The organism is Paraburkholderia sp. BL23I1N1 (genome assembly GCF_003610295.1).
Classification (GTDB): domain Bacteria; phylum Pseudomonadota; class Gammaproteobacteria; order Burkholderiales; family Burkholderiaceae; genus Paraburkholderia.
This window is the reverse complement of sequence record NZ_RAPV01000001.1, coordinates 5527696-5550992: the sequence shown is the minus strand read 5'-3', so window position 1 is coordinate 5550992 and position 23297 is coordinate 5527696. Positions and strand designations below refer to the sequence as shown.

Sequence of the window (23297 nt, the reverse complement as noted above, 5' to 3'; positions counted from 1 at the left end):
CGGAAAGAGCCAGATATCGTTTTTATCGACAATCGAGGATCAGCCCGATGCATGTCACATGCGGATTAACCGGCGACCTCGGTCACTACGCAGCCGGCACACGACCGATGGTGGTCCGCGCCGTCATTGTCTGAAGTAGGGAGACGGAGTCGACATAGTCAAGCTACTCCTGTAGGCATGCCGCCTCCGTGGGCGAAGCGCTGAACAGGGCATCCGGCCGGTCGGTTAATTGGGTCGAAGTTTATTTGAGCCGCACAGACAGTGCCGTGATGCGCTGGGCAGCAAGTTCATATTTGACATAATATAAATTATCAACAGGACTGGTATGTTTTGGTCTGTTGCGTGCAGCGAGCTTCTCACTGGATTTCTGAGCAACAGCTGACCCCATTAATGGTATCTTTGCCCGTTGCGTATTCTTACGGGCGATCCCAGTGTTTCAACAATTGTTCGGTGCCGCGGTTCCGGCGGCGCTTCGTGGCCCGATGCTGGTCGACGATGTCGGGCTACCGCGGTTTTGGACCGCAGTCTGGTCGGCAATGTCGGCCGCGCAACTGGCGGATTCCACGCATACGAAGAAGCTGCGATATCTGGAGGATCTGTATCAACATGCAGATAATCTCCGCGGCACGAATGCTCTGGACAACGCGCTGACCGAGCTCGACGACGGTGTGCTGGCCCAGATTCTCGAATCGTGGTTTGTTTCCATTCGAAATCAGCCGGTGGTAACAGGTGCCGACGAAAAGCGCTGGCAAACCGGGTTTGGCTTTGTGACGGATGTCGTCACCTGGTTATCGAAGAGCGAGCCCCCTGATGATCGGCTTCAGCGCGTCGAGCAGCGACTGCACAGGCTATCTGCGCTTTATAGCCAGCTTCACGTTCGTCGGGATAATTCGGTTGAGACGGTTCGCTCGTTGCCAGCGAGTGTCGTTGAAGCACTGTATGCGATGCTTGACCCGGAATCTCCACAGAATCCGTTCAGGCGTGACAGGACACGCTGGCGCGTCTTCGTCGCATTTGTGCTGATGCTGCATCAGGGCTTGCGCCGCGGCGAAGTTCTGTTGCTTCCGGCCGACGCCGTCAAAAGTGCCTACGATCACAAGCAACAACGGACGCGTCACTGGCTCAATGTGCAGGAAAACGAATACGAGGACACGGACCTCGACTCTCGCTATTCAAGGCCCAGCATCAAGAATGTGCACTCGATTCGCCAGGTGCCCGTCAGTGAGCTGACAGCAAGCATTGTGCAAAGCTACGTGGAAAACTATCGGGGCCGCCCCGATCACTCGTTCCTGCTGAATTCCCAGGGCGGCGCTCCGTTGTCGACGGAGACACTGACAAAGGTATTTGCACAGATTACGCGTTGTTTGCCGGTCGAGATGCTAACGGAGCTGAAAGACCGGACTGGCAAGGATGCAGTTACGCCGCACGATCTGCGCCACACATCTGCCGTAGTCCGGCTCCATCAGTTGCTGGAGCACGGCGATGCGATGGATGAAGCCCTCCAGAAGCTACGGACATTCTTTGGCTGGTCCAAGACATCGGCCATGCCGTCCCGGTATGCGCGCGCCGTGTTCGAGGATCGATTGGCGGGTGTCTGGAATGACGCCTTCGACGACCGGGTTGCCCTGCTGCGGGCTTTGCCCAGGGGGATCTGATATGGGCGGCAAACCACGAGTCCAGTCGGACCTGTTTCCGGTGCATGTTCCCGCCGATGATGTCATTGATCAGGTTGTAGCGGCACTACCGATGCTGCCGCCGGTCATCCGCTATTACGACGACTTCGATGATGTGCTGCACTCGATCCGGGATCCTGCCGGCCAAGTGGCCTTTAAACTGGCAATCAACGGCCGGACGATAAGGGTCGACTTCACGGGGTTTGTGGCCAATCACGCCCTGCTGTTGAAACACGTCTTCCTGTTCCTGCTCGGCGAAGATCTCAGCGTTACGACTGCGGCAAACTACCTGATCGCCGCTCCACATTTATCGCCCGCCGATATCATTGAAATCGCTCGTGCTGGTCCCGTCGGGATTGCGGCCGTCTGGGCCAGACTGCGTGTGCGCGAGATGCCTCTTTCGGCGTATATCCTCGTGAAAGCGCTGCTGCGACTCCTATGTCGCCACCGATTGCGAGGCTGGGCCGATACCTACGATACCTACATCGCTACTACCCTTCCCTTGCCTGCCCGGGATGCTTACGCGGGCGTCCGCTCCGGTGATGTCTTCCTGAGCGCGGACGAAGAGGCAGCAATTGTTCGCTATCTGGATGAAATGGTTGTGGCGCTTGAGTCGACCACGGTCCCGTCGTACGGAGTTATTTGCGACGCAGGGATGTTGCTGTGCGCCTACCAGTTCGCCATGCGCCCGATCCAGATTGCGATGCTGAGCATGCGAAATGTACGTATCTGGCAGGATGCACCGGATGGACCGCCGACGGTGCATTTAACCTTCCATATGGCCAAACAGAAAAGCAACTCGAAGAGAAAGCCGCTTACGCGTCGGGTCAAGCGCGAGTGGGCTCCGATCTTCGTTGCGGTAAAGGCCCGGCGAACGGCTGAAGGTCTCGCTGGTGCTGGGCATTTCTTTGCTGTCGAATCGAACTACGAAGCCGGAACCCGCATTGCCGCGCTCGTCAGAAAGCTGATCGACTCCGAAGACCTCGGTACGGCGACAGACCTGCGCCACACGGCGGCCCAGAGACTCGTCGACGCCGGCGCAAGCCACGAAGAACTCGCCGAGTTTATGGGGCATTCGAACGTGCAAACAGGACTCGTGTATTACGAGACATCGGCCACCCACGCGGAGCGCGTCAACCTTGCTCTCGGCGCGTCGGACATATACCGACGCGTGGCAAAAATTGCACACGACCGGTTCATCTCCCCGGAAGAGCTCACCCTTCTTAAAGGTGAGCAGCAGATTGCCGGTGTACCTCACGGCATTCCGATTGCCGGTATCGGGGGCTGCAAATCGGGCCAGCCCGCCTGTCCCTACAACCCGGTCACATCGTGCTATGGATGCAGGAAATTCATGCCCCTGCACGACAAGGCGATGCATGAGCGCGTGCTGGCCGAGATGCGTGAAGTGGTGATCTTCTTCGACCAGAGTTCCCGCGGCGACACCAGGTCGCCGGCCTACCTGCAACTGCAACGCACGATCGCCGAGATACAGACAGTCATCGAAGAACTGGAAGCCGACAACCGATGAATCCACACTACTCTGCGTTCATTGAACTGGGCAAAATGCTGGCTCATGAGAAACGGCTGTCGTGGGACATGCCTCTCGACGAAACAGGTGCCGCATGCGACGGCGTCGGCTGGAACCTTACTGTCATTGCCGGCGACGTACCGCCGCCGACCCATTACCTGCGAGATCTTGGACCTGATGCGAAGGCGCTCGCGATCATCAATGCGGAGCGCGCTGAGCAGAGCCTGGCGCCACTGCCCCGGCGACCCCTCTCGCCGGCCTGGCAGGATCTGATCAAGGCATCCGTTACCGAACAGTTACTGTTCAAACGGAACACCACCGGACATGTCATGCAACACATCGCGCGACCGCTCCGGGTGGTTGCAACATGCGTGGAAAAGGATCCCTGGCAGCTAACCGTTGATGATCTCCGCATCGCGATTCGCATTGGAGCAGCGATACAGGCCAGCGGCAAACTTGGCGATCTGGTCATCGGTATCGTCAAGGTGATTCTTGATGCCCAACACCTCTGCGATGTGGGGCAGTTGTATCCGTCGCTAGACAGTACGCGCATGCGTACGAAAAGCGCGATCAAGGCGAAACATACCTGGTCGCAAGACGAGTTGCGCGCCGGCCTGGAGGCACGCAAAAGCGAGGCGCGGCTACCCGAACGCCGGGCGTTCTGGGAACTGACCCGGATCGTGATGACCGAGAAGCCGCGGACGGTCATGGACGATCTGCGGTTCGCCGCCGTGCGCACAATGATCGTGACTGGCATGCGTGCGGGCGAAGCTGCCCTGTTGCCGGTCGACTGGAAGCGCGAGCGGACGTATCTGGACTCAAAGGGGCGGCCTGCCGGCGAAGCCGGTGGCATCTCAACGTCGCTGATGGCCCGGCACTTCGCGGAAAAGCAACAGGACGACGAGTCGGACAGCCGCTTCCTTCGTGAAAACACGCAGCCTGTTCCCGACATGTTCCGGGTCCTGCTGACAGAGACGCTCGACCATGTCGCGAAGCTCACAGCTCCGCTACGCGCGACGCTGAAGCTGCAATGCGAAACGGGGCGTCTGCTTCCGTGGTACCCGGCCGACAGCCTCGTGCCCATCATCGAAATCTATACGCGGTTGATGGGTAACCCGTTCTGGCTGGATATTGAGCAGGAACCATTCATCGAGCGCTACCGTGACGACTTCGATCCGGCGGTACTCGTTGAGCTGTACGGCTATCAGATGGAACGACGCCGCAGCGGTGACCTTACACTGAACATGGCCGTCTATCAGTTCGGAAACCGTCTGGTAAAAGCGATGCGCGAGGGCAAGACTGGCATGCGCTTCCGCCATGGGAACGGCTCTCCCGTTAGCCTTGTTGAACGTATGGAATGGCACGCGACGCATCTGCACGTTGGAGAACTCGAAGAGCATATCCGGCTCAAAACGCCAACGAAGGTGTCGGACACCACACCATTGCCGCTTGCGGTCGGTGTCGTTCAGCCGTGGGAGTTTCTGTTCGTGCAGCCCAAGCGCTCGCTTGTCGAAGAGCGCAACGACGGTTTGTGCGACGTGACCCGCTACATGTCGGTTAACCGTCCTGATCCGACGTTCATTGGACAGGCACTCGGTGACTCCAAGGACCTGCCGTCGCTGTTCGAAAAATACGGACAGACCGACGAAGACCGTGCATTGAAGATCGAATCGCACATGCTGCGTCATCTGCAAAACACCGAGCTGTTCCGGCTGGGCGTCGCTGACACCATCATCTCGAAGCGGTTCAACCGACGCAGCGTCGCACAGAGTTACGAGTACGATCATCGCAGCCTCGCAGAAGATCTGGACCAGATCGAGATCCCGCAGGACATCGAGATCATGCTTGGTGAAAAAGCCAGTACGGTTGCCAGGCTCATCAAGGGCGGCAAGGCCAATGGCCCGATCGTGGACGCGTTCCTGCGCATCCAGGCAACAGAGGGCGACACTGCCGCGTATGAGTACCTTCGTGCCGAAGCGGACGGTTTCCATGCAACACCGTATGGGCATTGCCTGAATTCATTTACGGTCGATCCCTGCCACAAACATCTCGAGTGCTTCGCAGACTGCCGCCATCTGTCGGCCACCGATCTGCCGGAGAACCGACAGAACCTGATCAGGCTTGAGGGCAAGTTCAAGCTTGCCCTTGAGTCGATCCAGGCCAGACCATCGACCAGCATCGGCTGGCAAAACCAGCTTGACCACGCAGAGAAGCGGCTGACCGGCGTACAGAAGCTGCTTGCCACACCAGCGGGCGAACGGCCCTTCCCTGACGGCGTAGACCTGTCACTGCCCCCGGAACGTGGAGTACTTGATGACTGAACCTAACGAGACCACGTCGTCCAGCGACGACAACCAGATGCGCGAGATTCTCGAAACGCTGCTGGCCGATGATGAAGACATCACGGCTCGCGCTGTCGCGCGGCTACACCCGTCCATCAACGCGGCGTCGTCGATCACCCGTAGCGAGTCCCGGAGCAAGCTGCTCGCTGGATATCAGCAGCGGCAAGCCGAATACCGGCGCTGGCGAGGCCGCGTTGCGAAACGCTCCGGCGCCGATACCGCGGCGTCGCTTGCCGACAAGGACATCAGGATTGCGGAACTCGAAGCCACTGTGCAACTACTGACCGCGTCCCATCTTGCGATGCTGCGCGCCGTCGGCGAACTCGGCGGCTTCAGCAAGTGGGCCAGGTTCTATGAACAGTATCGCGACGCACGGGACAAACTTGCGGAGCTTGGCGCAATACCTGAAGCGGCAGTCTCTCCAATCCCGGCGGAGAGTCCGAAGCGCCGGCGAGAAACAAAGCATCGATGACCGTCTGATTGGTGTGACAATGTTTGCATGATCCCCGCAGTCACGAAATGGCTGCGGTCCTGCGGTGGAAGCCGCCTCTCTCCCGAAAGGAGTATCACATGTCCTATTGCCCCTTCTTCCAGACCCTGCACGATGAAACACGCCCCGTGGGCAATCTAGGCAGGGGAACTCACTACTCCGTCCTGCGAGCACCGGTCTGGCACGACGAGTTTATGAACCGGCTCGATCGTTGCGCGTTCCTCGACTTCGCCATCATCTGGGATGAGGATCATGACGATCGCGTGATCGACGCGATTATGGTGCTCTACATCAGTGGCCTACTCACGCCGGTACGGTATATCGGCGAGCGGAAAGGCACGCTCTCGGTGCTCCTGGCGCCCGATGTCGTGCGGAGTTGGGACCAGGAAACCCTGAAGCAGTATCGCGACGATATCAACGACGTCTGCCAGTGCTTGGAAGACCCGTGGTCGGCGAAAGTCGACAGCGCCGACGGCCACGAACACTCGATCATCCACAGTTCGGCCCAGAACGTCGCTACGTATCTCAGGAACATCGACATGCTGTGGGAACTGGGTGTGAAGTCGAAGATGTATCAGGCGTCGGCAGGAGCGCAACACTGAGTCTGGCAACATCACGTTGCCAGACCTCATCCTGTTGCGTCTTCGTATGAATATTGACGCAACAAATGCCGCTTTACGGTCACGCAACAGGAAGCACCTGAAAAAGTGGATATCCTGTGGATAACTCGGCCGCCTTACCCGTTGAAATATAACAAAACCTGAAAAACCAAACCAACGCAACACCACACCATAGGTGCCAAGAAGCAACAATTGAACGACTGTGCTTTTTTATGTGATTATCAGGCGCGTATCGACGCAACAATCATCGTCAGCCAAAGCGGCTCGTCGGGCCGCGCAAGTAACTTCCTTTGTGCGACCGCGACGATGCGGTTGCGGCCGTGTTCAAATGTTTTGAGCGTGAGCGTCGCGTCGGCGCTACGCGGTAGCCAGAAATGCTCTTCGAGTGCGTCACGCGCAATTGCGCCTTCGACCTCCCGGCCGTGGATCGACAGCGTGAAAACCACGGCGCGTCCGTCCGGCGAGACGGCGGGCGCGCGATCAAGAATTTCCATGACGTACTTCGGCAATATCATTCGCGGTCTTTGTATTTGTACTGCGCCACTCAGCGACGAATCTACCAGAAGTTGAAAGCAGCGCAATCGTCTATGACGCAACGGTTCAGCCTCACCAGGTATCCGTGATCGATATCCGCCAGGCGATATACGTGCTCGTTATTTTTCAGGTGCCCGTTGTGTTGTAGACGGGTTTGTGTTTTGTGGTGTACGCAGTCGGGACAAACGGTTAGTTGCGCATTGGGAATTAATATTTCTCGTTACGGTGAGCTTTCTCGGGAGCACGCGAGCGCCACCATCTGGCGAGTGGTCCGGCACTGCAGCGTGAAAACACCAATAAGGCTGAATTTACCAGCGAGAACGCAATAGTCGTTTCTGAAGAAGCGTTCGCAGATCACGGCGCGTATCGGTGACGACGTGAATGTAAATCGCGTCGTCGCGCACCTCATATATGACCCGATTCTGGCCGCTCAACGCTTCCTGGAAATTCAGACCGCCGAAATCTGAAAGCTCCGCCGGGACATAACCGCTCTGCGGGAACTGCCTGATATTGCCAAGCGTGACGGCCAATTCCGCGGACGTTTGCTTCCACGTCTGAGCACCGAAGCTTTTGAGGATGTAGCGGCGCAGATCCTTCGTATCCTCCTGCGCCTCGTCGAGAACCAGGAGCTTGAACTTTGTCTGCCCCATCAGCGGATTTGCTCCTTCCGGTCAAGGTCGTCGAGTTCGGCGAGAAACTCCTCGGCATCCCTGAATTTCCCCTGCTCGATGTCCTTCTGGCCCAGGGCCAGAATTTTGAGCAGCGCCAGCGTTTGCTGGGTGTCCTCATAGCTTTGCACGTCCTGAACGACGAGCTTCGCTTCGCCATTCTGCGTGATCAGCAGCGGCTCGCCAGAAGCCGTCAGATCCTTGACGATCTGCGCCGCGTCGCTTTTCAGGTAGCTAATTGGCTTTACGTGGTCTGCCAGGCGCATGTTTGATCCTCCGGTTGCAGCCTCGTTTAGACCGAATATAGACTAAATTCAGTTTTATGCAAAGTCCTGAATTAGGACGCTCTGTCATCGGGATCGATTGCCAATCCACAAAATACGCTGCAGTTCGACACCTTCATTGGATGCACCGCCCTATCCTGCATCGCCCGCCTCGCGGGTCACGGGCGATGCAGCGCGGGCCAACCATACTTGTTCAAGTGGCGGACTACAGACAAGCGGGTCGCAACCAATAATGGGAAATTTGAACTAAAACGTTCACGAAAAGTGATCATTTATGTCAAATTAAGTGTTTTGCGAAAAACGCTTGTTGGCTATCTGGCGTCAGATCTGTCCCCTTCCGTTCAGTTGCCGGCACGCCGATACCGTAACTCCCTCTGGCTGCGAATAGCGGCCACCAGCACAGCGTCCAGTTCAGCCACAAAACGATACAGCGCAAGATAGCCATGCGCTCCATTCGAAATGACCAGCTCGCGCATTGCGCCGGGACCACTAACAGGCCGTCCAATCTGAGGACTCGTCTGAAGGATGTCTAACGCGCGAACGATATCATCAATGTGTTTTGCGGCGCTCGCCGGGTTGTGTTCAAACAGGAAGTCAAAGATCCGGTCAAAATCATCGCGAACTTCAGGCGCCAGAACTATTCGCGCCATCGCTTGACCTTCGGTGTTCGCGGATCGCGCCCTGCGGCCCGCTGGCCCAGATAGTCGCGCATGTCGGCCCACTCAATCCCGAGGCCGTTCTCCAGCATGTTTGCGAGGCGATCGTTACCCTCGGTGAGGAATTCGCGGCGCAGTTCTTCGCTGGTGACCCTCTCGGCAATCGCCTCCAGCATGAAGCTGTGAGCTGTAGTTCCTGATTCTTCAGCAAGTCTTGAGATCCGGTCGCGGAGTTCCGGCGGAAGGCGGAGCGTGGTGGTAGACATGGAGACCTCTCACGTGTCACATCTGTGCTACATCATACTCCCTCAAGTTTGCCAGTGCACGCAGTCATGCAGACCCGAGCAGGTGAACCGTACATACATACAGAAACAGGGACAACCTGAATTATGTCAAATTGAATGGACGTGAGACAGCGCACAGCGGGTGCACCACCCCAAGTTTGGCAAAACGCCTATAATGGTTGAGCATTTTGCCAAAACGAGGCGCCACGATGACCATGATAGCTTTTGTACCGACCGGGGCCGGAAATCCGCGCCGCGCTGAGCTGGCAATGCTCGAGCAATTACTGGACGCACGCATTCGCAACGAGACAGACCTCGCTGAGCTTGCGAGCGAGCGCGTCGCTGTTGAAGTGATCGACCGCCTGACGGCCCAGGGGCTGAAAGCGGATGAACTTGCGTTCATCATTCCGCGGCGCACCCTGACGCACAGGCGGCAGCAGCACGAGCGTCTGTCGACCGAAGAATCGGATCGGGCGATTCGCCTGGCCCGCATCCTGGCGCAGACTGCGGCGGTATTCGGAAATACGACGAAGGCGATGCACTGGCTACGAAGCCCGCAGAAGCGCTTCGCCGGTCGCCGCGCACTTGAGATGGCGAGCACCGAACACGGGGCACGTCTGGTGGAGGATGCATTAGTCCAGATTGACGAAGGATATTTTGCCTGATGGTCCTCTGGAGAATCAGCAACTATGCCGATCTGAAGGGACTTGGCGGCCTTCGTGCACCCGCCCGGTGGCATTTTGCGGGACAACCCGTCGTCTACCTGGCGGAACACCCTGCGGGCGCCCTTCTGGAAACACTCGTGCATCAGGAAATCGGGAGCACTGCGGATCTTCCGGATACCTACCAGTTGCTCAGGGTCCAGGTGGACGATGGCGTGACGATCTCCGAGATGGCAGAGGCCACCTGTCCACCTGACTGGCGCGACGACCAGGCGTGGACGCAGGCTGCCGGAACCGAGTGGCTAACGCACGCCACTTCGGCCCTTCTCAAGGTGCCGAGTGCAGTGATGCCGTTCGCCTTCAACTATATCCTGAATCCTGCTCATGAAGATGCGGCGCGCATTGAAATCAGCATGGCCATTGACGTGCGCCAGGATCCACGCATTCTTCGACTTTTAAGGCGGCCGTAGCGGCGATCGGTGCTAGGCATGACGCACACAAGCCATGATCGCCAGCCGGAAATGGCTGTTAGACGTGCCCTCGCCGGCCATCATCCATCGTTGTGCTCGTTAGCCGCCGTTCTCGAGATCACACGACCGCTCCTTTTCGAGCCCTTGCTGTCGATCGAGCCGTCGCCGTCCCATTGGCAGGTGTCAGAACGCAACGGTCATTTCCATGCCGTCACCCGAGGACAAGTCGTCGGCCATTGCAGACACTCAGCTACCGTCCCTCATCGGGCGGCTGCACGGCGCTGACCGGCCGTTCGCCCGAGCCAGATCCTGAGCGGCGACTCTCGCATCCGCGAACGCATGCTGCCGACTCCGAACGGCCACTCGCCACGCTTTTGGAGTGTCGAATGCTCATTCGGAAGCGGCCGTTCGCGGGCTAGATTTGGACCGCCGGTTGAGCGCATCAGTTTAGTTACAGTCGCACGGCGATCCTGCAAGGGCACGGCGTTTCAGTTTGAAGCCAGCCAGGTTGATCCCACCTTCGGCAGCGAGAAGCAAGACCGCGATCCAGATCGGAATATACGTTAACCACTGTTCCGCATGGATTCGCTCACCAAGCATCAAGGAGACCATCACCATCAGAACTGGCTCAACATACCCCAGCAATCCGAACAGCCCGAATGGAAGCAGCCGGTTCGCAACCGTATAGGCCATAAAAGCGGCAGCACTGATGATAGCGAGCAAGCAAAGCAAAACGCTCAGGTGCGGGGCGGTAGAAAAAGCATCGTGTGGAGTGCGGGAGACAAAGCAGAACGCAGCGGGCAAGGTTAGCGTGATGTCAAACCAGAGGCCGCCAAGATGAGCCGTATTCAGCCTGCGCCGCAGAGCGAAATACGCGGGGAACCCGAGACAGACAAAGAGCGATGTCCAGGATACGCCGCCAACTTGATAAAATTCATTAGCGACGCCAATGGCTGCGGATGCGGCTGCGAGCTTCTGCATAGCGCTCAGTCTCTCTTTGTAGAAGTAGCGGCCAACAAGCAGCATCACCTGTCACGGATCGGCGTAATCGAGCCGGGGATGATCGGCATAATGAGGCCACTCAGAATGGCCCCGAAACGCGATTTCGAAGGGACTCAAGAATGCGGTTTTTTGCCGGATTTTGCAACGAAGTTTTCGCTGTTTTCCGGCATGGGTTTAGGCTTGCGGAAGCTCTCGCCCTCGATGACGACGCGATAGGCGCCGTGGCGTAGACGGTCGAGCGTGGCGGCGCCAAGGACACGGTTGTCGGGGAAGGCGTCGCCCCATTCGCTGAAGTCGAGATTTGACGTCAGGATTGACGCCGCACGTTCGTACCTGGCGGCGACCAGATCGTGGATGTCTTCGTCGTGTGGTGCGCGCAGCGGTTTGATGGCGAAGTCATCGACGATCAGCAGCGGCACACGCACGAACTGCTGGAACTTGCGTTCATACAGACCGGTGGCACGGGCTGCGTGCAGCTTCTTGAGCAGATCGGTCTGGGAGATGAACAGCACGTCGCGCCCTTGACGGGCTGCGCAGTGGCCAAGAGCCTGGGCTAAATGACTCTTGCCGACGCCTGTCTGGCCGGCCATCAGAATGCAGACCTTCTCGTCGATGTAGCGGCCCGTGGCGAGATCGTGGATGTGAGCGCGGTTGAGTCCGGGCAGCAGATCGAAGTTGAAGGTCTCAAGGGTCTTGCCCAGTGAGAAGCCAGCGCGTGCAAGCCGCGCGCCGAGCTTCTTCTGGTCGCGGCGCGCAACCTCGTCGTGCAGCAGCATGGCGAGGAACTCGGTGTAAGCGAGCTGTCCGTCGATGGCCTGGCGGTTACGCTGCTCGAGCGAGTCGAGCACGCCGGACAGGCGCAGTTGCTTGAGGATCGTGTTCAGTTCGGGACTCGGGTTCATAGGTGGTCAATGGAGCAGAATGGAATGGAGATCACGGCCGAAGCGGCCGCCGTTGGCATAGGTGTCGGCAGGCGTCGGCGTTTGCACCGATGCCGGCGCGGGCTGGCTGTCGAGCCCCTTGTCGAGGATGGTTTTGACGGTGCGGTACTTCGGACTCGCGAACGCAAGGGCCCGCTCGCAGGCGGCGTCAAGACGCGCGTCGCCATACTTCTCGCGCATGCGCACGATGCCCTGTGCGCCGCGCAGGTTCACCAGCACCTTGTCGTTGAACAGCGCGAGGATCACCGCGTGGCAGGCCGGACCGATTTCCTTCGCGCGCGCCATGCACCACTGCGGATCGTGTTCGAGCCAGGCCTGTGCCTCTGGCGGCTGGTGATCGCGTACCGTCTGGCGATCGCCGGGCTTGCGCAACCGCGGATGGGTCGCGACGAGTTGGTGCCGGTGGAATAGTTGCACGACGGTGTCGGTGGCTTTGAGCCACAGGTCCTTGCCGACCAGCGTGAACGGCACCGAGTACAGCACCTTCTTGTAGACGACGTGCCCGTCCGTATGCACCTTGACCTCGCTCCAGACGGCCAGCACCGGCGGCACGTCAGGCAGCGTGGTGAGCAGCGGCTTCTCGACGGCGAAGCGCGCGAGCGGCTGTTCACGGGTCGTGCCGTGCTCGCGCGTGCCCGCCTGTTGCATCACCCAGTCGCGCAGTTGCCGGTTGGCGTCAGTCAGATCGCGGAATTCGCGCAGCGGCACAAAGGATTTCTTGACGTATTTCACGCCCGATTCAACGATTCCTTTTTTCTGCGGGTCATGCGGCGGACAGGCGTCGATCCGGAATCCGTATCCCTCGGCAAGCGAGGCGTACGAACGCTGGACCTCGGGGCTGTACATGCAGGCTTTGGTGATCGCGCACTTTGCGTTGTCGATGATCACGCGGCCTGGACAGCCGCCCAGCCATTCGAAGGCACGCCGGTGACAGGCCAGCCAGGTTTCGACTGTCTGGTCCAGCACGATCTCGGCGTACTGATGCCGCGACCACGCCAACGTCATCACGAAGATCCACGTCTTGAGCGGAATACCAGACTCGTGCGTGAGCGCCGGCCCGGCGCCGAAGTCGACCTGCACAACATCGGCCGGGGCAAACTCAAGGATCGTCGTCGCCCTGACGCCGCGCTCGGCCTTCAGATTCAGCAGCATACGGCGCACCGCCGAATAGCTGCCCGCGTAGCCGTGGTTGCGTTTGAGCGCGTTGTGAATCGTCGTGCCCTGCACGTCGGCGTCGAACCAGCCTCGTACCAGATCGCGGAAAGGCTCGAGCGTGGAAATGCGGCTGCGTGGCACCTTGGGGTCGCGCCCAAAGATGCCGGCCAGCTCAGCGTCATCCGGCAAGGGCCGCCCGGGATCAAGCCAGCCGTGAGCGAGCGCGACCTGCCGTACGGTCTTCAGCTTGCCGCGTCCCATCAGGTGCGCGCCGGCAATGTCGCGGTCGGAATCGCCCTGACGCATGCGCGCCAGAACCTGTCGATACTCAAACACTTCGAACCTCCTGTTACTCATCGGCCCTCCGGGCAAAGACGCCGAAGGTACCGGGTTACGGAAATTCGAAATGCGTTTCGGGCTAGCACCCGGCGTGACAACGAGCCTGCAGCGTGGCTCGATTACGCCGATCCTGAGGTGGCTCCAATACGCCGATCATCGAGTGGCCCGACTGCGCCGATCATGCACTGGCTCGATTACGCCGATCCCGGAATGGCCCGATTACGCCGATCCGTGACATCACCAATGGAAGCAGGAAGTAGCCCATGGAGACGTTAAGCGCCTGGCCATTAAGGGGAGCCCACATGAACAGCCATTGCTGGCTTCCCAGAAGCGCGCTGCTCAGCACAAGGTAAATGAATAGCTGAGGACGCTTTCTGATCCGGAAACACAATGCCTTAACCTTGCTCCATTCGCCAGTTGCAATCAAGAAAACGGTGATGCAAGGCATCATGAGAACCATCCGCCAGCCAAATATCAACTCGCCCGTAAGCGGGTGCAGCAACGTAGAGTAATAATACAAACCCGCAAAGAGGCTTGTGGCTGTGATGGACAAAGCTACACCTTTCAACACGTCGTTCTCCTATTTAAGGCTCGTCATCGCAGGGGGAAATCCCACGGTGCTCCGTGCCTGAATCGGCCTTCGATCCAGCTTTTGAAGGCAGACACCGGTGCCGCTTCATACTTGGCGGAAGGCCGGACAAAAGATATGTCTCCCGCTGAATCCAATTCCCAATCCGGCAGTACGCGGACCAGTCGTCCTTGCGATATGTCCTGATTCATAAGCCACTCCCCCGCGCCGACAATTCCCGTTCCCGAAACGGCGGCTGCTAGCAATGTATCGCTATCGTTAGTCGTTAAACTTCCGTCGACAGGACTGGTGTATCGCTCCTCTCCACGAACCACCTTCCATTCCGGGAATGATGTGAATCCGCTAAAGCGAAGGCAATTGTGATTTATCAAATCGGCCGGTCCTGCGGGGTGGCCTCGCCTTTTGACATAGGACGGTGCAGCGCCCAGAATCCGGCGATGCGTGCTTAGTTTTCTTGCTACCAGTCGGCTGTCTGCAAGCTCACCGATACGTATAGCTGCGTCGAACCCTTCGCGTATCAGATCCACAAATCGTTCATCAAACTCGGCAACCACTTTTACTGCCGGATACGTCTCCATAAACTCTGGCAGTATCGGTGCAATCCATCGACGCCCCATCGAAGCAGGGAGCGCCAGTCTCAAAATACCTCGGACGTCGGCAGATTCGCTTGCTGCCTGCCGCTCTGCATCACTGATCATCGCCATTGCCATTTGCAGACGCGACGCCATATCTAGTCCAACCTGGGTCAAACGAACATGTCGCGTCGATCGCTCCATCAATCGGACGCCAAGACGTGCTTCCATTGCGGCTATCCGTTTCGAAAGCACGGTCGGGTGGCGGTTCAAAAGCTGCCCGGCTGCAACGAAGCTGCCTTGCTTTGCCACCGCAAGGAAGGCTGCGATTTCGTCAGAGTGACGGTTATCGAAAATATTGGCGTATTCCATTGGTCCGTCCGAAAGGTTGAACAAGATCGATTGCGCTGATTTCGTGATCGACGCGTCCGACCGTCTCCCGATGACCTTTCGTTGCGTCAAATTATGGGAAAGTCGGACTCGTGCATCAAGCGGGACGCGTGCAGTTAATTGCTGCACATGATGCAGCAATTACGCAGCGAATAGCAGGGAAGCCTGGAGACTTGCGGGGTCACACCGCAGGGTATGTCAGCTAACACTTCGAAATCGGCCGTAGGATAACTGGCGCCCGGCGTCCCTGATTGGCCGAGAGCACGAGTTCGACAAATGTTCGACAGACCTGACGCTGGCGTCCTCAACGACAGCTTTCCGGCAAGGCGGATGAATGCGTACTGCCGGCCAGTTGCCGCCGCTCACCCGAGCGCTGAGGCGGACACTCAGGCGTCGGCTTTGGTGGACACAGCGGACCTCTGCCCAGTCGTACGATTGACAACATGTTGCATGGGGTCCATATGCAAGCCTGCAAGGGAGGCGAACAAGGTAAGCGCAAATTTCTATCATAAGCCTACAAGTTATAATCCTTGCAGGGAACCCGGCTATTCGCATATATATGGGTCATCGCCCCTGTTGATGCAAAATCTTGCGCTTTCATCCGGTCGTGCCTGCGAGGCCCAGTCGCATCCGGTAGTCCGTCAGCAACTGCTGTTGCGCGTCGAACTGCGCGGCCAGCTTCGTCAGGTCGGCGGTCAGCGATTCCCGTGCCTCGCGCGCCTGTCCCAGTTCGGTTGCCTGCGTGCTGGCGATCGTCTGCAGTGCATCGCGCTCCGCCCCGGCGCGCGCATGGTCGGCGAGCGCGCGGTTCAGCGCAGCCTGCAACAGTTCCCCTTGCGCCTGCTGTTCGCGCGAGCGCTTCGTGACTGCGGCCGCCTCGGCGACGAGCCGTGCATTGTCCCGGTTCAGCTGGGTGATCTCGTTCTGCCGAACGATGGCCGTCTGATTCGCCTGACGCAGCTCGGCCTGTAGCTGCTGAACCTGTTGCTCGTGTCGGCGCGCTTCCTGTTCGCGCTGGTCCTTGCTGGCTGTACGGTAGTGCTCAAGCGCGTCGTGCGCGTGCTGGAGCTTTTCCTCGAGGGAGCGCCGGAAGCCGTCGTGTTCAGAAAGCCGCCCGGTCAGGTCGCGCACCTCCTGGGTGAGACGTTCGACGTCGAGCGCGCGCCGCTGCAGCACGGCCTGCGTGTCGGCATGGGCCGCCCGTTCGCGATCGACGTCCGACTCGATCGCGCTCATCTGTGCGCGCAGTGCGGCGAGATCGCTGGCCAGCTTCGCAGCCTCGGCCTGCGCCTGCTGGCGCTGCGCCAGCGCCGCCGCGGTCTGCTGCACGACCGTTGCCTCGGCCTCTTCATGCAGCCGTGCCGCAAGCCGGGCGACGAGATCCTGGATCGCATCGGACAGCGATCCGGTCCGCGTGAGCGACGTGCCGTCCTCTTCCTCCAGCTCCTTGAGATAGCGGTGGATCGTCGTTTTCGAGCCGGTGTTACCGAGCGCGATACGTATTGCGTCGATCGACGCATGCTGCCCCTGCACGACGAGCGCATCGCGGGCGCGCTTCACGTCCATGCGGGTAAGACCGGTACGGGCCATCTGTCCCTCGCTCGAATATCGTACTGTATTACGTAATATGTATATACGTACCGAATCGGCCCGTCAAGGGCCGCTGAAATGGCAGTTTGTCACATGCAATAATGGCCAGTTATCAAGTGTGACACCCAAAAAATTACCTCCGGCAGTTCGGAACGGTACAGAAAGCAGATGGGCTGCCGGATTTTCAGGCGAGGTCCAGCTGGAGTTCCTCACCGGGCTCGCGCACGCGGTATCCCATCGCCCGGTAGCCGCGCTGGCGTCGCTCCCACATGCGCAGCAGCGCGGGATGGCCGGCATCGACGTAATCGAGCACCCGCACGCTCGTCTTCGTCGCGTGCTCGCGGTGCAGCCGGCCGGCGTACTGCTGCAACGTACCTTTCCACGAGATCGGCATCGCCAGCACCAGCGTGTCCAGCGCCGGATGGTCAAAACCCTCGCCAACCAGCTTGCCAGTCGCCAGCACGACCCGGGGCGCGTCATCGGCCAGTGCGTTGAGTGCAGCGAGCTGCGCCGCACGAGCCTTCCTTGCCAGACGCCCGTGCAGCACGAACAGCGGCTGCACCGTGTCGTCCAGCGCCTGCCGGAGGCTTTCCAGATGATCCGTCCGCTCGGTCAGCACCAGAACGTTGCGCCCCTGCCGGTACTGCTCCCTGATATCCGCGGCGATCATGCACGTACGCTGAGCGTCTTTCGCCAGACGCCCGAACACGTCCTGGATCGGCGCATCGGCCGGCATGTCGATTGCGGCGGTGAGCCTTTGCGGGAAGACCTCAAGCACCTGCGGCGCGGTCGAGGCTGCACGGGCCGCATGCCGGATCGGGCCACACAGCATGAACATCACGGGTTGCTGGCTGTCCCGTCGCACGGGGGTGGCGGTCAGCCCCAGCACGTATCGCGCGTTGACAGTCTTGAGCACCGCCTCGAATGAATCGGCGGAGACATGGTGGCACTCGTCGACAATTACGTGGCCGTAGCGTCGAAGCATCTCGCCGCGTGGACCGCCGGGCGCCACCGACTGCAGCATCGCGATATCAATCTGGCCGGTGGCTCGCAGTTTGCCGCCGCCGATCGTGCCGATGCATCGAGCATCAAGCGCGAGAAACGACTGCAGACGCTCGCGCCACTGGTCGAGCAGTTCCCTGCGATGGACTAGCACGAGCGTATTGACACCGCGCCGCGCGATCATCGCGGCCGCTGTCACGGTCTTGCCGAAGGCCGTCGGCGCATGCAGGATGCCGGTGTCGTGTTGCAGCAGATCATCCACTGCTGCCTGCTGGTCGGCGCGAAGCGTGCCGGCGAAGGCCACCGCGACAGGTTCGCCCGCGCAACGCTCGTCGCGTATTTCGCAGGCGATGTTGTTGTCGCGCAGCAGCGTCATGACGTCATCGAGGCACCCGCGCGGCAACGCAATGTGACGCGGGCAATTCTCGGCGCGACCAATGATGCGCGGCTTGTTCCAGACGCTGAAGCCACGCGCCTGGGCCCGGTAGAACTCCGGATTCTGGAATGCCGCCAGCCGGATAAGGCGGTTGAGCAGCGATTGCGGTAGATGCGCCTTCTCGAAATAGAGCTGGTTCGCCAGCGTCAGGGTCAACGATGCCGGCATTGGGCCGCCCAGCTGCTTCGACAAAGCCGGCGGCGATTTCCACGGTTCGGCCTGGTCCTCTTCCGTGATGAACGCCACATCGAGCGGATGGACACCACCGGTGGCGCGGAAAATCACGCCCTCGATATCGCGACCGTCCATGGCCTGGCTAGATACCAGGTACGCCCACTGGTCGACACAGGGTTGAAAATCGTCATCGACAAATACGCTGCAACCCCGTTCGCGCGGTTGCTTCTGCAAGGGCAAGGCGATCAGGTTACCGAAGCCGCCCTTGGGAAGCACGTCCTGGTTCGGAAAGAGCCGGTCGTAGGACGACAGTTCGAGCTGCCGGGTTCGGGCACAGGTATGGCTGATGATCGCTGAGCCCAGCCGCCGTGCATCGCGGGCGGCAACAGCCGCGCTGAAAAAAATCCACGCGTGTGCGCCATTGCCCGATCGCGAAATCTCGAGCGACACCGGGACTTCCAGTTCCCGGCAGGATTGACAGAAGGCACTCGCATCTTCGCGCCAGCCCTCCTCATCGAAATCAACCGCCAGAAGGTAGCAGGTGCCGTCCGGCATCAGCGGATAGAGACCCACCGTGCGATCGCCCGCCAGGTGTGCGTAGATGACCTGATCGTCCAGCGGCAGCAGCAACCGGTGGTTGCAGTCTGAGCACTTGATGCGTGGCTTTTCGCAGATCCCGGCTCGCCACTCATTGGCGCACGCCGGCGCATACCCTGATTTTCCGGAATTTCGGCTTTCCCAGCGCAGCGGATAGACATCCGTGCGGCCACGAAAAAGTCGTCGGAAAAGTTGCACTTTCTGCTGCGGTGTGAGCGTTGGCGCGTCCGTGTTTCGCACTGCTGGCGATAGTTTGCGCTGAACCAGTTGTACGGGTTCGCCCTGCAATGGAGGAAGTGCCGGCAGCAACGCGGTCAGCCTCGCATTGTCGGCCTGCAGGCGCGCCAGTTCGGCGAACAGTTCCTCCCGGGTGAGGTTATCCCAGCCCGGGTGCGGTAGCTTTACTCCATTCATTACGTCATCCGTCAGAATCACGTCCGGTGTCGCCAGCCGGCTGGCACACATGCGCGTTGTTGCAGGGATATCCGATATCATCGTTCCCCATGTTGATAAACTGATTGTACTCACGAGCCATGCCTGCCATCGATCGCTATCTCGAAGCTGCGACACGTGAGAATACGCGGCGTAGCTACCAGTCGGCGATCCGTCATTTCGAAGTCGATTGGGGCGGGTTCCTGCCGGCGAGCGCCGATGTGATCGCGCGATACCTGGCCGACCACGCGGAGTCGCTTTCGGTGAACACGCTGCGCTCGCGGCTTGCGGCGCTCGCGCAGTGGCACCAGACACAGGGTTTTCCGGACCCGACGAAGACGCCGCACGTGCGCAAGGTGCTCAAGGGCATCGCGGCACTGCATCCCGCGAGCGAAAAGCGCGCGAAGCCGCTGCAGCTTGCACAACTCGAACTGCTGATGGCATGGCTCGATGAGCAGATCGCGGATGCAGCGAAGACGGGCGATGCGCGGACCCACATCACGCATATCCGAAACAAGGCGCTGGTCCTGCTCGGCTTCTGGCGCGGGTTTCGCTCCGACGAACTGAGTCGCCTGCGAATCGAAAACATCACGATCGAGCCCGGCCGCGGCATGACGTTGTTTCTGCCTCGCACAAAAAGCGATCGCGCGCAGCTTGGCACGACATTCAGGGCGCCGGCGCTCTCGCGCCTGTGCCCGGTAGCCGCTTACGAAGCGTGGATCGCGGCTTCGGGCCTCACTGCAGGACCGGTGTTCCGCAGCATCGATCGCTGGGGGCACATCAGCGATGAAGGGTTGCACGCCGGCAGCTTTGTGCCGCTGCTGCGCGCACTGTTTCGCGCGGCAGGTGTACCAACCCCCGACAGCTACAGCAGCCATTCGCTGCGGCGGGGCTTTGCGACCTGGGCCAATTCGAACCAGTGGGATCTCAAGATGCTGATGGAGTACGTCGGCTGGAAGGATGTACGTTCGGCAATGCGTTACATCGACGCCGCTGACCCATTCGCGCAGCACCGGATCGAATCCGCGCTTACGGCTGCACCGACGGTTGTGTCACAGCAGTTGGCGGTCGCGGCGCCTGCGAAAACATCGCCATAGAACGATCTGTTCACCAATAACGTACGGGAGCTGGTCACGCCGGTTTGTCGTCCCGCTTCCGATCACGGGAGCGGACGAAGTACTGCCTGAACAACCGCTCGGCTTCGTGCAAACCTTCGTCGGTCAGCATGACGGATTTTGCACGGCTGACCGGATTGTGGATGAAGCCTTTCTCATACAGGCGATTCATTGCCCCCCAGTCAAAGCTTTTCCAGGCACGGTTCTGATCGCATAGATTCAGGTGAAGCAGAGCCAGGACCACTTCGTCGACTGCCCCGGTATCGATATCCATCGCACTTTCCTCAAATGCCAGTTCTCACGATCTTGTCGCCCGCCTGGGCCAACGCATCACAGACTTGTCATCTGTGTTCCGAAAAGATATCAAGCCGTGCCACGTTCCGCAGATCGTCCTTGCGTTGTCGCACACGCTGTTCATAGCTCGCCTGATTTTTTGTGCATACCAGGCTGTGAGGACTACCGACCCTGCGCGTCGCACAATCCAGATCGCAACCGTGTTGCCTGATGGCACTCTCGACGTGACTGCGGGAGTGCTGGGCCGCCTTTAACGCCCACTCCTTGCGTCCAGGATCGACCAGAAACCGTCCGAGTTCAGCGCAATGGACGCAGCGGCAACTGACGGTATTCACACGTGCGAAATCGGCTGGTGGTTCCAGTGGCTCGGCGATACGGCCGCGCAGATGGGCCAGACATGCGGCACGCAGGCGCTGGACCGACGCGACATTCGCCGTCGGAGAGCATTCCGTCAAATTCAGGACGGCAGGAACGATGATGGCGTCCATGCCGAAAGAGGCCGGATTTCCCAACACATGTTCGGCAACACGGCCGGCGAGTGATGGCGAGTCAATCCGGTCGAGCGCTGTCAGCAGGTCGACAATCAGCGCTGGTTCGATTGGGGCTGGCCATCGCAGACAACCAGGGCGGGAGGTGCTCTCGCGCTGTCCCATAAACGTTTCAACCAGCGCCGTGGCAACGGGGTGAAGGAGCCCCTGGGGACAGGCGGGCGGAGTACCTTCACTGGTCCGAGCCAGCAGACCGGCGCAGGCTCCCGGCATCATCTGCGCGTTCGTAAAGATAATCTGCCCCATGAGTTCAGCCGTCCGCTCCGGCGCAAGAAGCCCGAACGCAGGTGTCAACGCTCCATTCTCGCTGCCGTGATAGAGCCCTTTGGCGGAAATCGCGGACAAAAAGGTGTCGACGTGTACGGTGTCGTGCAATTGGTTCAGGCTGGACAACATGCTGATGACCTCGTTAGCGTGCCCGGCTCCAACGTAACCGGGCGACGCCGGCCAGTCGCGCAGCATATGCCCGGCGAGCACGTGCGCCTCGCCCCACGTGGGCGACTGCTGACTTTCGCCACTTTGCGTCCAGCGCTGTGCCAGATCCTTCAGGTAAGGCAAAGTCACCCCGAGGCCAGCCTGATTGAGCACGGCAAGCCGTCGCGCCGAAGGCCACAGCACAAAAGCGGCTCGCCGGTAGGTCCGCTCAAACGACGCCCCTTCGTTGCCGGTGGCCTCATGAAAATGTTGCTCGTCGGGCTCCAGCCCGTCGAAGCTTCCGGGTGGGCAAAGTTCCCTTTCCTCAAAGGGCACCTCATTGATTGCGGGTTGGCGGCCATCGGGCCGTCGCCAGTCCGATACGGTCAGCGTGCGCTCAATGATCTCGCCAACCTCGAAGTCGTCGTACTCCTCATCACCGTCATCATCTCGGGCACGATGCCACCGGCTTCGTCTGCGCGAGGCGTAACCGCTATATTCGGCGCTCCCGGTCTCGTCGATCGACACCAGCGCCAGGTGAAGGTCACAGGTGGCGTCCTCAGCAGCACGAACAAGCACCGCGGCAGCAGCCGCATCAGCACTCTTCAGTGCATCGAACGACAGTTCTGCCGGGGTATAGGCGTATTCCAGCGGGTATATGAGCTTTTCGGGCGAGCTGTCATCTGGCGAATCCTTGTTTGCCACCCAGCTTCGCAACAATGCCGTGACGGCCGTCTGCTCCCTGTCGTACTCCGGAGGAACAGCGGGCTGACGGTAACCGCTGCGCGTCAGGTTATAGACAAGCGTCAACCTGAAGCCCGACGTGACCGGGCGGACCTCATGCACACAGTCGGCATAGAAAGCAGCGAAAGACACCTCTGCCGAATCGGAGCAATTCAGGTCAAGACAGACTTCACGTCCCCGGTGACGAACGATCAGTTCGCCTCCATTGCAGGCCGAAGGCAGAACGACCACCAGGGTCGCGAACATCCCCGGAATTTTCTCCGTGTCTCGATGCTCAACAAAAAAACTGCCCGCATCGTAGACCAGAAGTTTGTACAGTTCGGCCGAAACCGGCCCCGTCACACCCAGGCCGGTCGCCACCCTGGCCACTGTCGCATCCAGGGTTCGCGCCCAGCTGTTTCCCGAGAGATGAACGCCATCAGCCGCAATCTGCCATGTCCGGCGAACATCGGTATCAATGAGCGTTTCTTCCCCGCGCCCATAGGGCGCGCGTGCAGCAATCGCGATGAGCTGTTCGGCCTGCACGGGAAGAAGCGGTAGCGCGATACGGCCAACACCCTCTACCTCCAGGTTAGGCATGGCGATTTCGGATTTGCCTGTCGCGTAGAAGTCCCCGTGGCAACGGATGGTGGGAATGATCTTCGCAAGTTCGCGAGTAATAGCAGACTTCAAAGGGTCTCCTCCTCTGTGGAATGTTTTCAGGAACTGCTCGCCTTCTGCCAGGGTGCTGCGTCAAGCAGCACCTCCTGGTA

22 protein-coding genes are annotated in these 23297 nt (G+C 59.7%); 8 read left to right on the top strand and 14 right to left on the bottom strand.

All coding sequences use genetic code 11. The features are described 5' to 3' along the window. The first annotated feature begins 431 nt into the window (after nucleotides 1–431). The 5 genes from B0G76_RS25890 (at nucleotide 432) to B0G76_RS25870 (ending at nucleotide 6635) form a co-directional block, all read left to right on the top strand. Nucleotides 432–1655 (top strand): tyrosine-type recombinase/integrase, encoded by a 1224-nt coding sequence (locus tag B0G76_RS25890; RefSeq protein ID WP_120291992.1) that lies wholly within the window; start codon nucleotides 432–434, stop codon nucleotides 1653–1655. 1 nt (nucleotide 1656) lies between these two features. Next, complete coding sequence (locus B0G76_RS25885) at nucleotides 1657–3201, top strand: tyrosine-type recombinase/integrase (protein WP_120291990.1); 1545 nt, start codon at nucleotides 1657–1659, stop codon at nucleotides 3199–3201. 35 nt (nucleotides 3202–3236) lie between these two features. Next, on the top strand, nucleotides 3237–5522 hold the full coding sequence (locus tag B0G76_RS25880) for a hypothetical protein (protein WP_259460545.1): 2286 nt from the start codon (nucleotides 3237–3239) through the stop codon (nucleotides 5520–5522). Then, the gene (locus tag B0G76_RS25875) at nucleotides 5515–6015 is read left to right on the top strand and encodes a hypothetical protein (RefSeq protein ID WP_120291986.1); all 501 of its coding nucleotides are present in this window, start codon (nucleotides 5515–5517) and stop codon (nucleotides 6013–6015) included. Before B0G76_RS25880 ends, B0G76_RS25875 begins: the two co-directional genes overlap by 8 nt. A 98-nt stretch (nucleotides 6016–6113) precedes the next feature. Further along, nucleotides 6114–6635, top strand: coding sequence for a hypothetical protein (locus B0G76_RS25870; RefSeq protein ID WP_120296300.1), 522 nt, complete (start codon nucleotides 6114–6116; stop codon nucleotides 6633–6635). A 239-nt stretch (nucleotides 6636–6874) separates the two neighbouring features. On the opposite strand, the gene B0G76_RS25865 is transcribed toward B0G76_RS25870, so the two are convergent. From B0G76_RS25865 to B0G76_RS25845, 5 genes are all read right to left on the bottom strand, one after another. Further along, nucleotides 6875–7147: a DUF1488 family protein gene (locus B0G76_RS25865; RefSeq protein WP_120295032.1), complete on the bottom strand. Its 273-nt coding sequence runs from the start codon at nucleotides 7145–7147 to the stop codon at nucleotides 6875–6877. A gap of 348 nt (nucleotides 7148–7495) precedes the next feature. Then, entirely contained in the window at nucleotides 7496–7837 is a 342-nt protein-coding gene (locus B0G76_RS25860; RefSeq protein WP_120295031.1) for a type II toxin-antitoxin system RelE/ParE family toxin, read from the bottom strand. After that, entirely contained in the window at nucleotides 7837–8121 is a 285-nt protein-coding gene (locus B0G76_RS25855) for a type II toxin-antitoxin system Phd/YefM family antitoxin (protein ID WP_120295030.1), read from the bottom strand. The genes B0G76_RS25860 and B0G76_RS25855 overlap by 1 nt, the downstream gene beginning before the upstream one ends. A 359-nt stretch (nucleotides 8122–8480) precedes the next feature. Beyond that, a complete protein-coding gene (locus B0G76_RS25850) occupies nucleotides 8481–8789 on the bottom strand; it encodes a type II toxin-antitoxin system RelE/ParE family toxin (protein ID WP_120295029.1) in 309 nt (102 codons plus the stop codon). Further along, nucleotides 8777–9061 (bottom strand): CopG family ribbon-helix-helix protein, encoded by a 285-nt coding sequence (locus tag B0G76_RS25845; RefSeq protein ID WP_120295028.1) that lies wholly within the window; start codon nucleotides 9059–9061, stop codon nucleotides 8777–8779. Before B0G76_RS25845 ends, B0G76_RS25850 begins: the two co-directional genes overlap by 13 nt. A gap of 227 nt (nucleotides 9062–9288) precedes the next feature. On the opposite strand from B0G76_RS25845, the gene B0G76_RS25840 reads away from it, so the two are divergent. Both B0G76_RS25840 and B0G76_RS25835 read left to right on the top strand, forming a co-directional pair. After that, nucleotides 9289–9744 (top strand): antitoxin Xre/MbcA/ParS toxin-binding domain-containing protein, encoded by a 456-nt coding sequence (locus tag B0G76_RS25840; RefSeq protein WP_120295027.1) that lies wholly within the window; start codon nucleotides 9289–9291, stop codon nucleotides 9742–9744. Beyond that, nucleotides 9741–10211 (top strand): RES family NAD+ phosphorylase, encoded by a 471-nt coding sequence (locus tag B0G76_RS25835; RefSeq protein ID WP_120295026.1) that lies wholly within the window; start codon nucleotides 9741–9743, stop codon nucleotides 10209–10211. Before B0G76_RS25840 ends, B0G76_RS25835 begins: the two co-directional genes overlap by 4 nt. A 447-nt stretch (nucleotides 10212–10658) precedes the next feature. Here the strand turns inward: B0G76_RS25835 and B0G76_RS25830 are convergent, their stop codons facing one another. The 7 genes from B0G76_RS25830 to B0G76_RS25800 form a co-directional block, all read right to left on the bottom strand. After that, nucleotides 10659–11192 carry a hypothetical protein gene (locus tag B0G76_RS25830; RefSeq protein ID WP_147394084.1) on the bottom strand — a complete coding sequence of 178 codons (534 nt, stop codon included), beginning with the start codon at nucleotides 11190–11192 and terminating at the stop codon, nucleotides 10659–10661. A 134-nt stretch (nucleotides 11193–11326) separates the two neighbouring features. After that, nucleotides 11327–12115, bottom strand: coding sequence for an IS21-like element helper ATPase IstB (gene istB / locus B0G76_RS25825; protein WP_120295024.1), 789 nt, complete (start codon nucleotides 12113–12115; stop codon nucleotides 11327–11329). Between the two features lie 6 nt (nucleotides 12116–12121). Continuing rightward, complete coding sequence (gene istA / locus B0G76_RS25820; protein ID WP_220700797.1) at nucleotides 12122–13645, bottom strand: IS21 family transposase; 1524 nt, start codon at nucleotides 13643–13645, stop codon at nucleotides 12122–12124. A 181-nt stretch (nucleotides 13646–13826) separates the two neighbouring features. Then, nucleotides 13827–14219 (bottom strand): hypothetical protein, encoded by a 393-nt coding sequence (locus B0G76_RS25815; RefSeq protein ID WP_120295023.1) that lies wholly within the window; start codon nucleotides 14217–14219, stop codon nucleotides 13827–13829. A 23-nt stretch (nucleotides 14220–14242) separates the two neighbouring features. After that, entirely contained in the window at nucleotides 14243–15181 is a 939-nt protein-coding gene (locus B0G76_RS25810) for a LysR family transcriptional regulator (RefSeq protein ID WP_120295022.1), read from the bottom strand. 615 nt (nucleotides 15182–15796) lie between these two features. Beyond that, nucleotides 15797–16789: a DNA-binding protein gene (locus B0G76_RS25805; RefSeq protein WP_120295021.1), complete on the bottom strand. Its 993-nt coding sequence runs from the start codon at nucleotides 16787–16789 to the stop codon at nucleotides 15797–15799. Between the two features lie 184 nt (nucleotides 16790–16973). Then, complete coding sequence (locus tag B0G76_RS25800; protein WP_120296809.1) at nucleotides 16974–19412, bottom strand: TOTE conflict system archaeo-eukaryotic primase domain-containing protein; 2439 nt, start codon at nucleotides 19410–19412, stop codon at nucleotides 16974–16976. Between the two features lie 119 nt (nucleotides 19413–19531). Here B0G76_RS25800 and B0G76_RS25795 point away from each other — a divergent pair, with 119 nt between their 5' ends. Further along, the gene (locus tag B0G76_RS25795; protein WP_259460729.1) at nucleotides 19532–20527 is read left to right on the top strand and encodes a site-specific integrase; all 996 of its coding nucleotides are present in this window, start codon (nucleotides 19532–19534) and stop codon (nucleotides 20525–20527) included. Nucleotides 20528–20561: 34 nt separating this feature from the next. Here the strand turns inward: B0G76_RS25795 and B0G76_RS25790 are convergent, their stop codons facing one another. Then, nucleotides 20562–20819, bottom strand: coding sequence for a DUF6429 family protein (locus B0G76_RS25790; RefSeq protein WP_120295020.1), 258 nt, complete (start codon nucleotides 20817–20819; stop codon nucleotides 20562–20564). Between the two features lie 67 nt (nucleotides 20820–20886). Further along, nucleotides 20887–23217, bottom strand: coding sequence for a 2OG-Fe(II) oxygenase (locus tag B0G76_RS25785; RefSeq protein WP_120295019.1), 2331 nt, complete (start codon nucleotides 23215–23217; stop codon nucleotides 20887–20889). Nucleotides 23218–23297 lie beyond the last annotated feature (80 nt).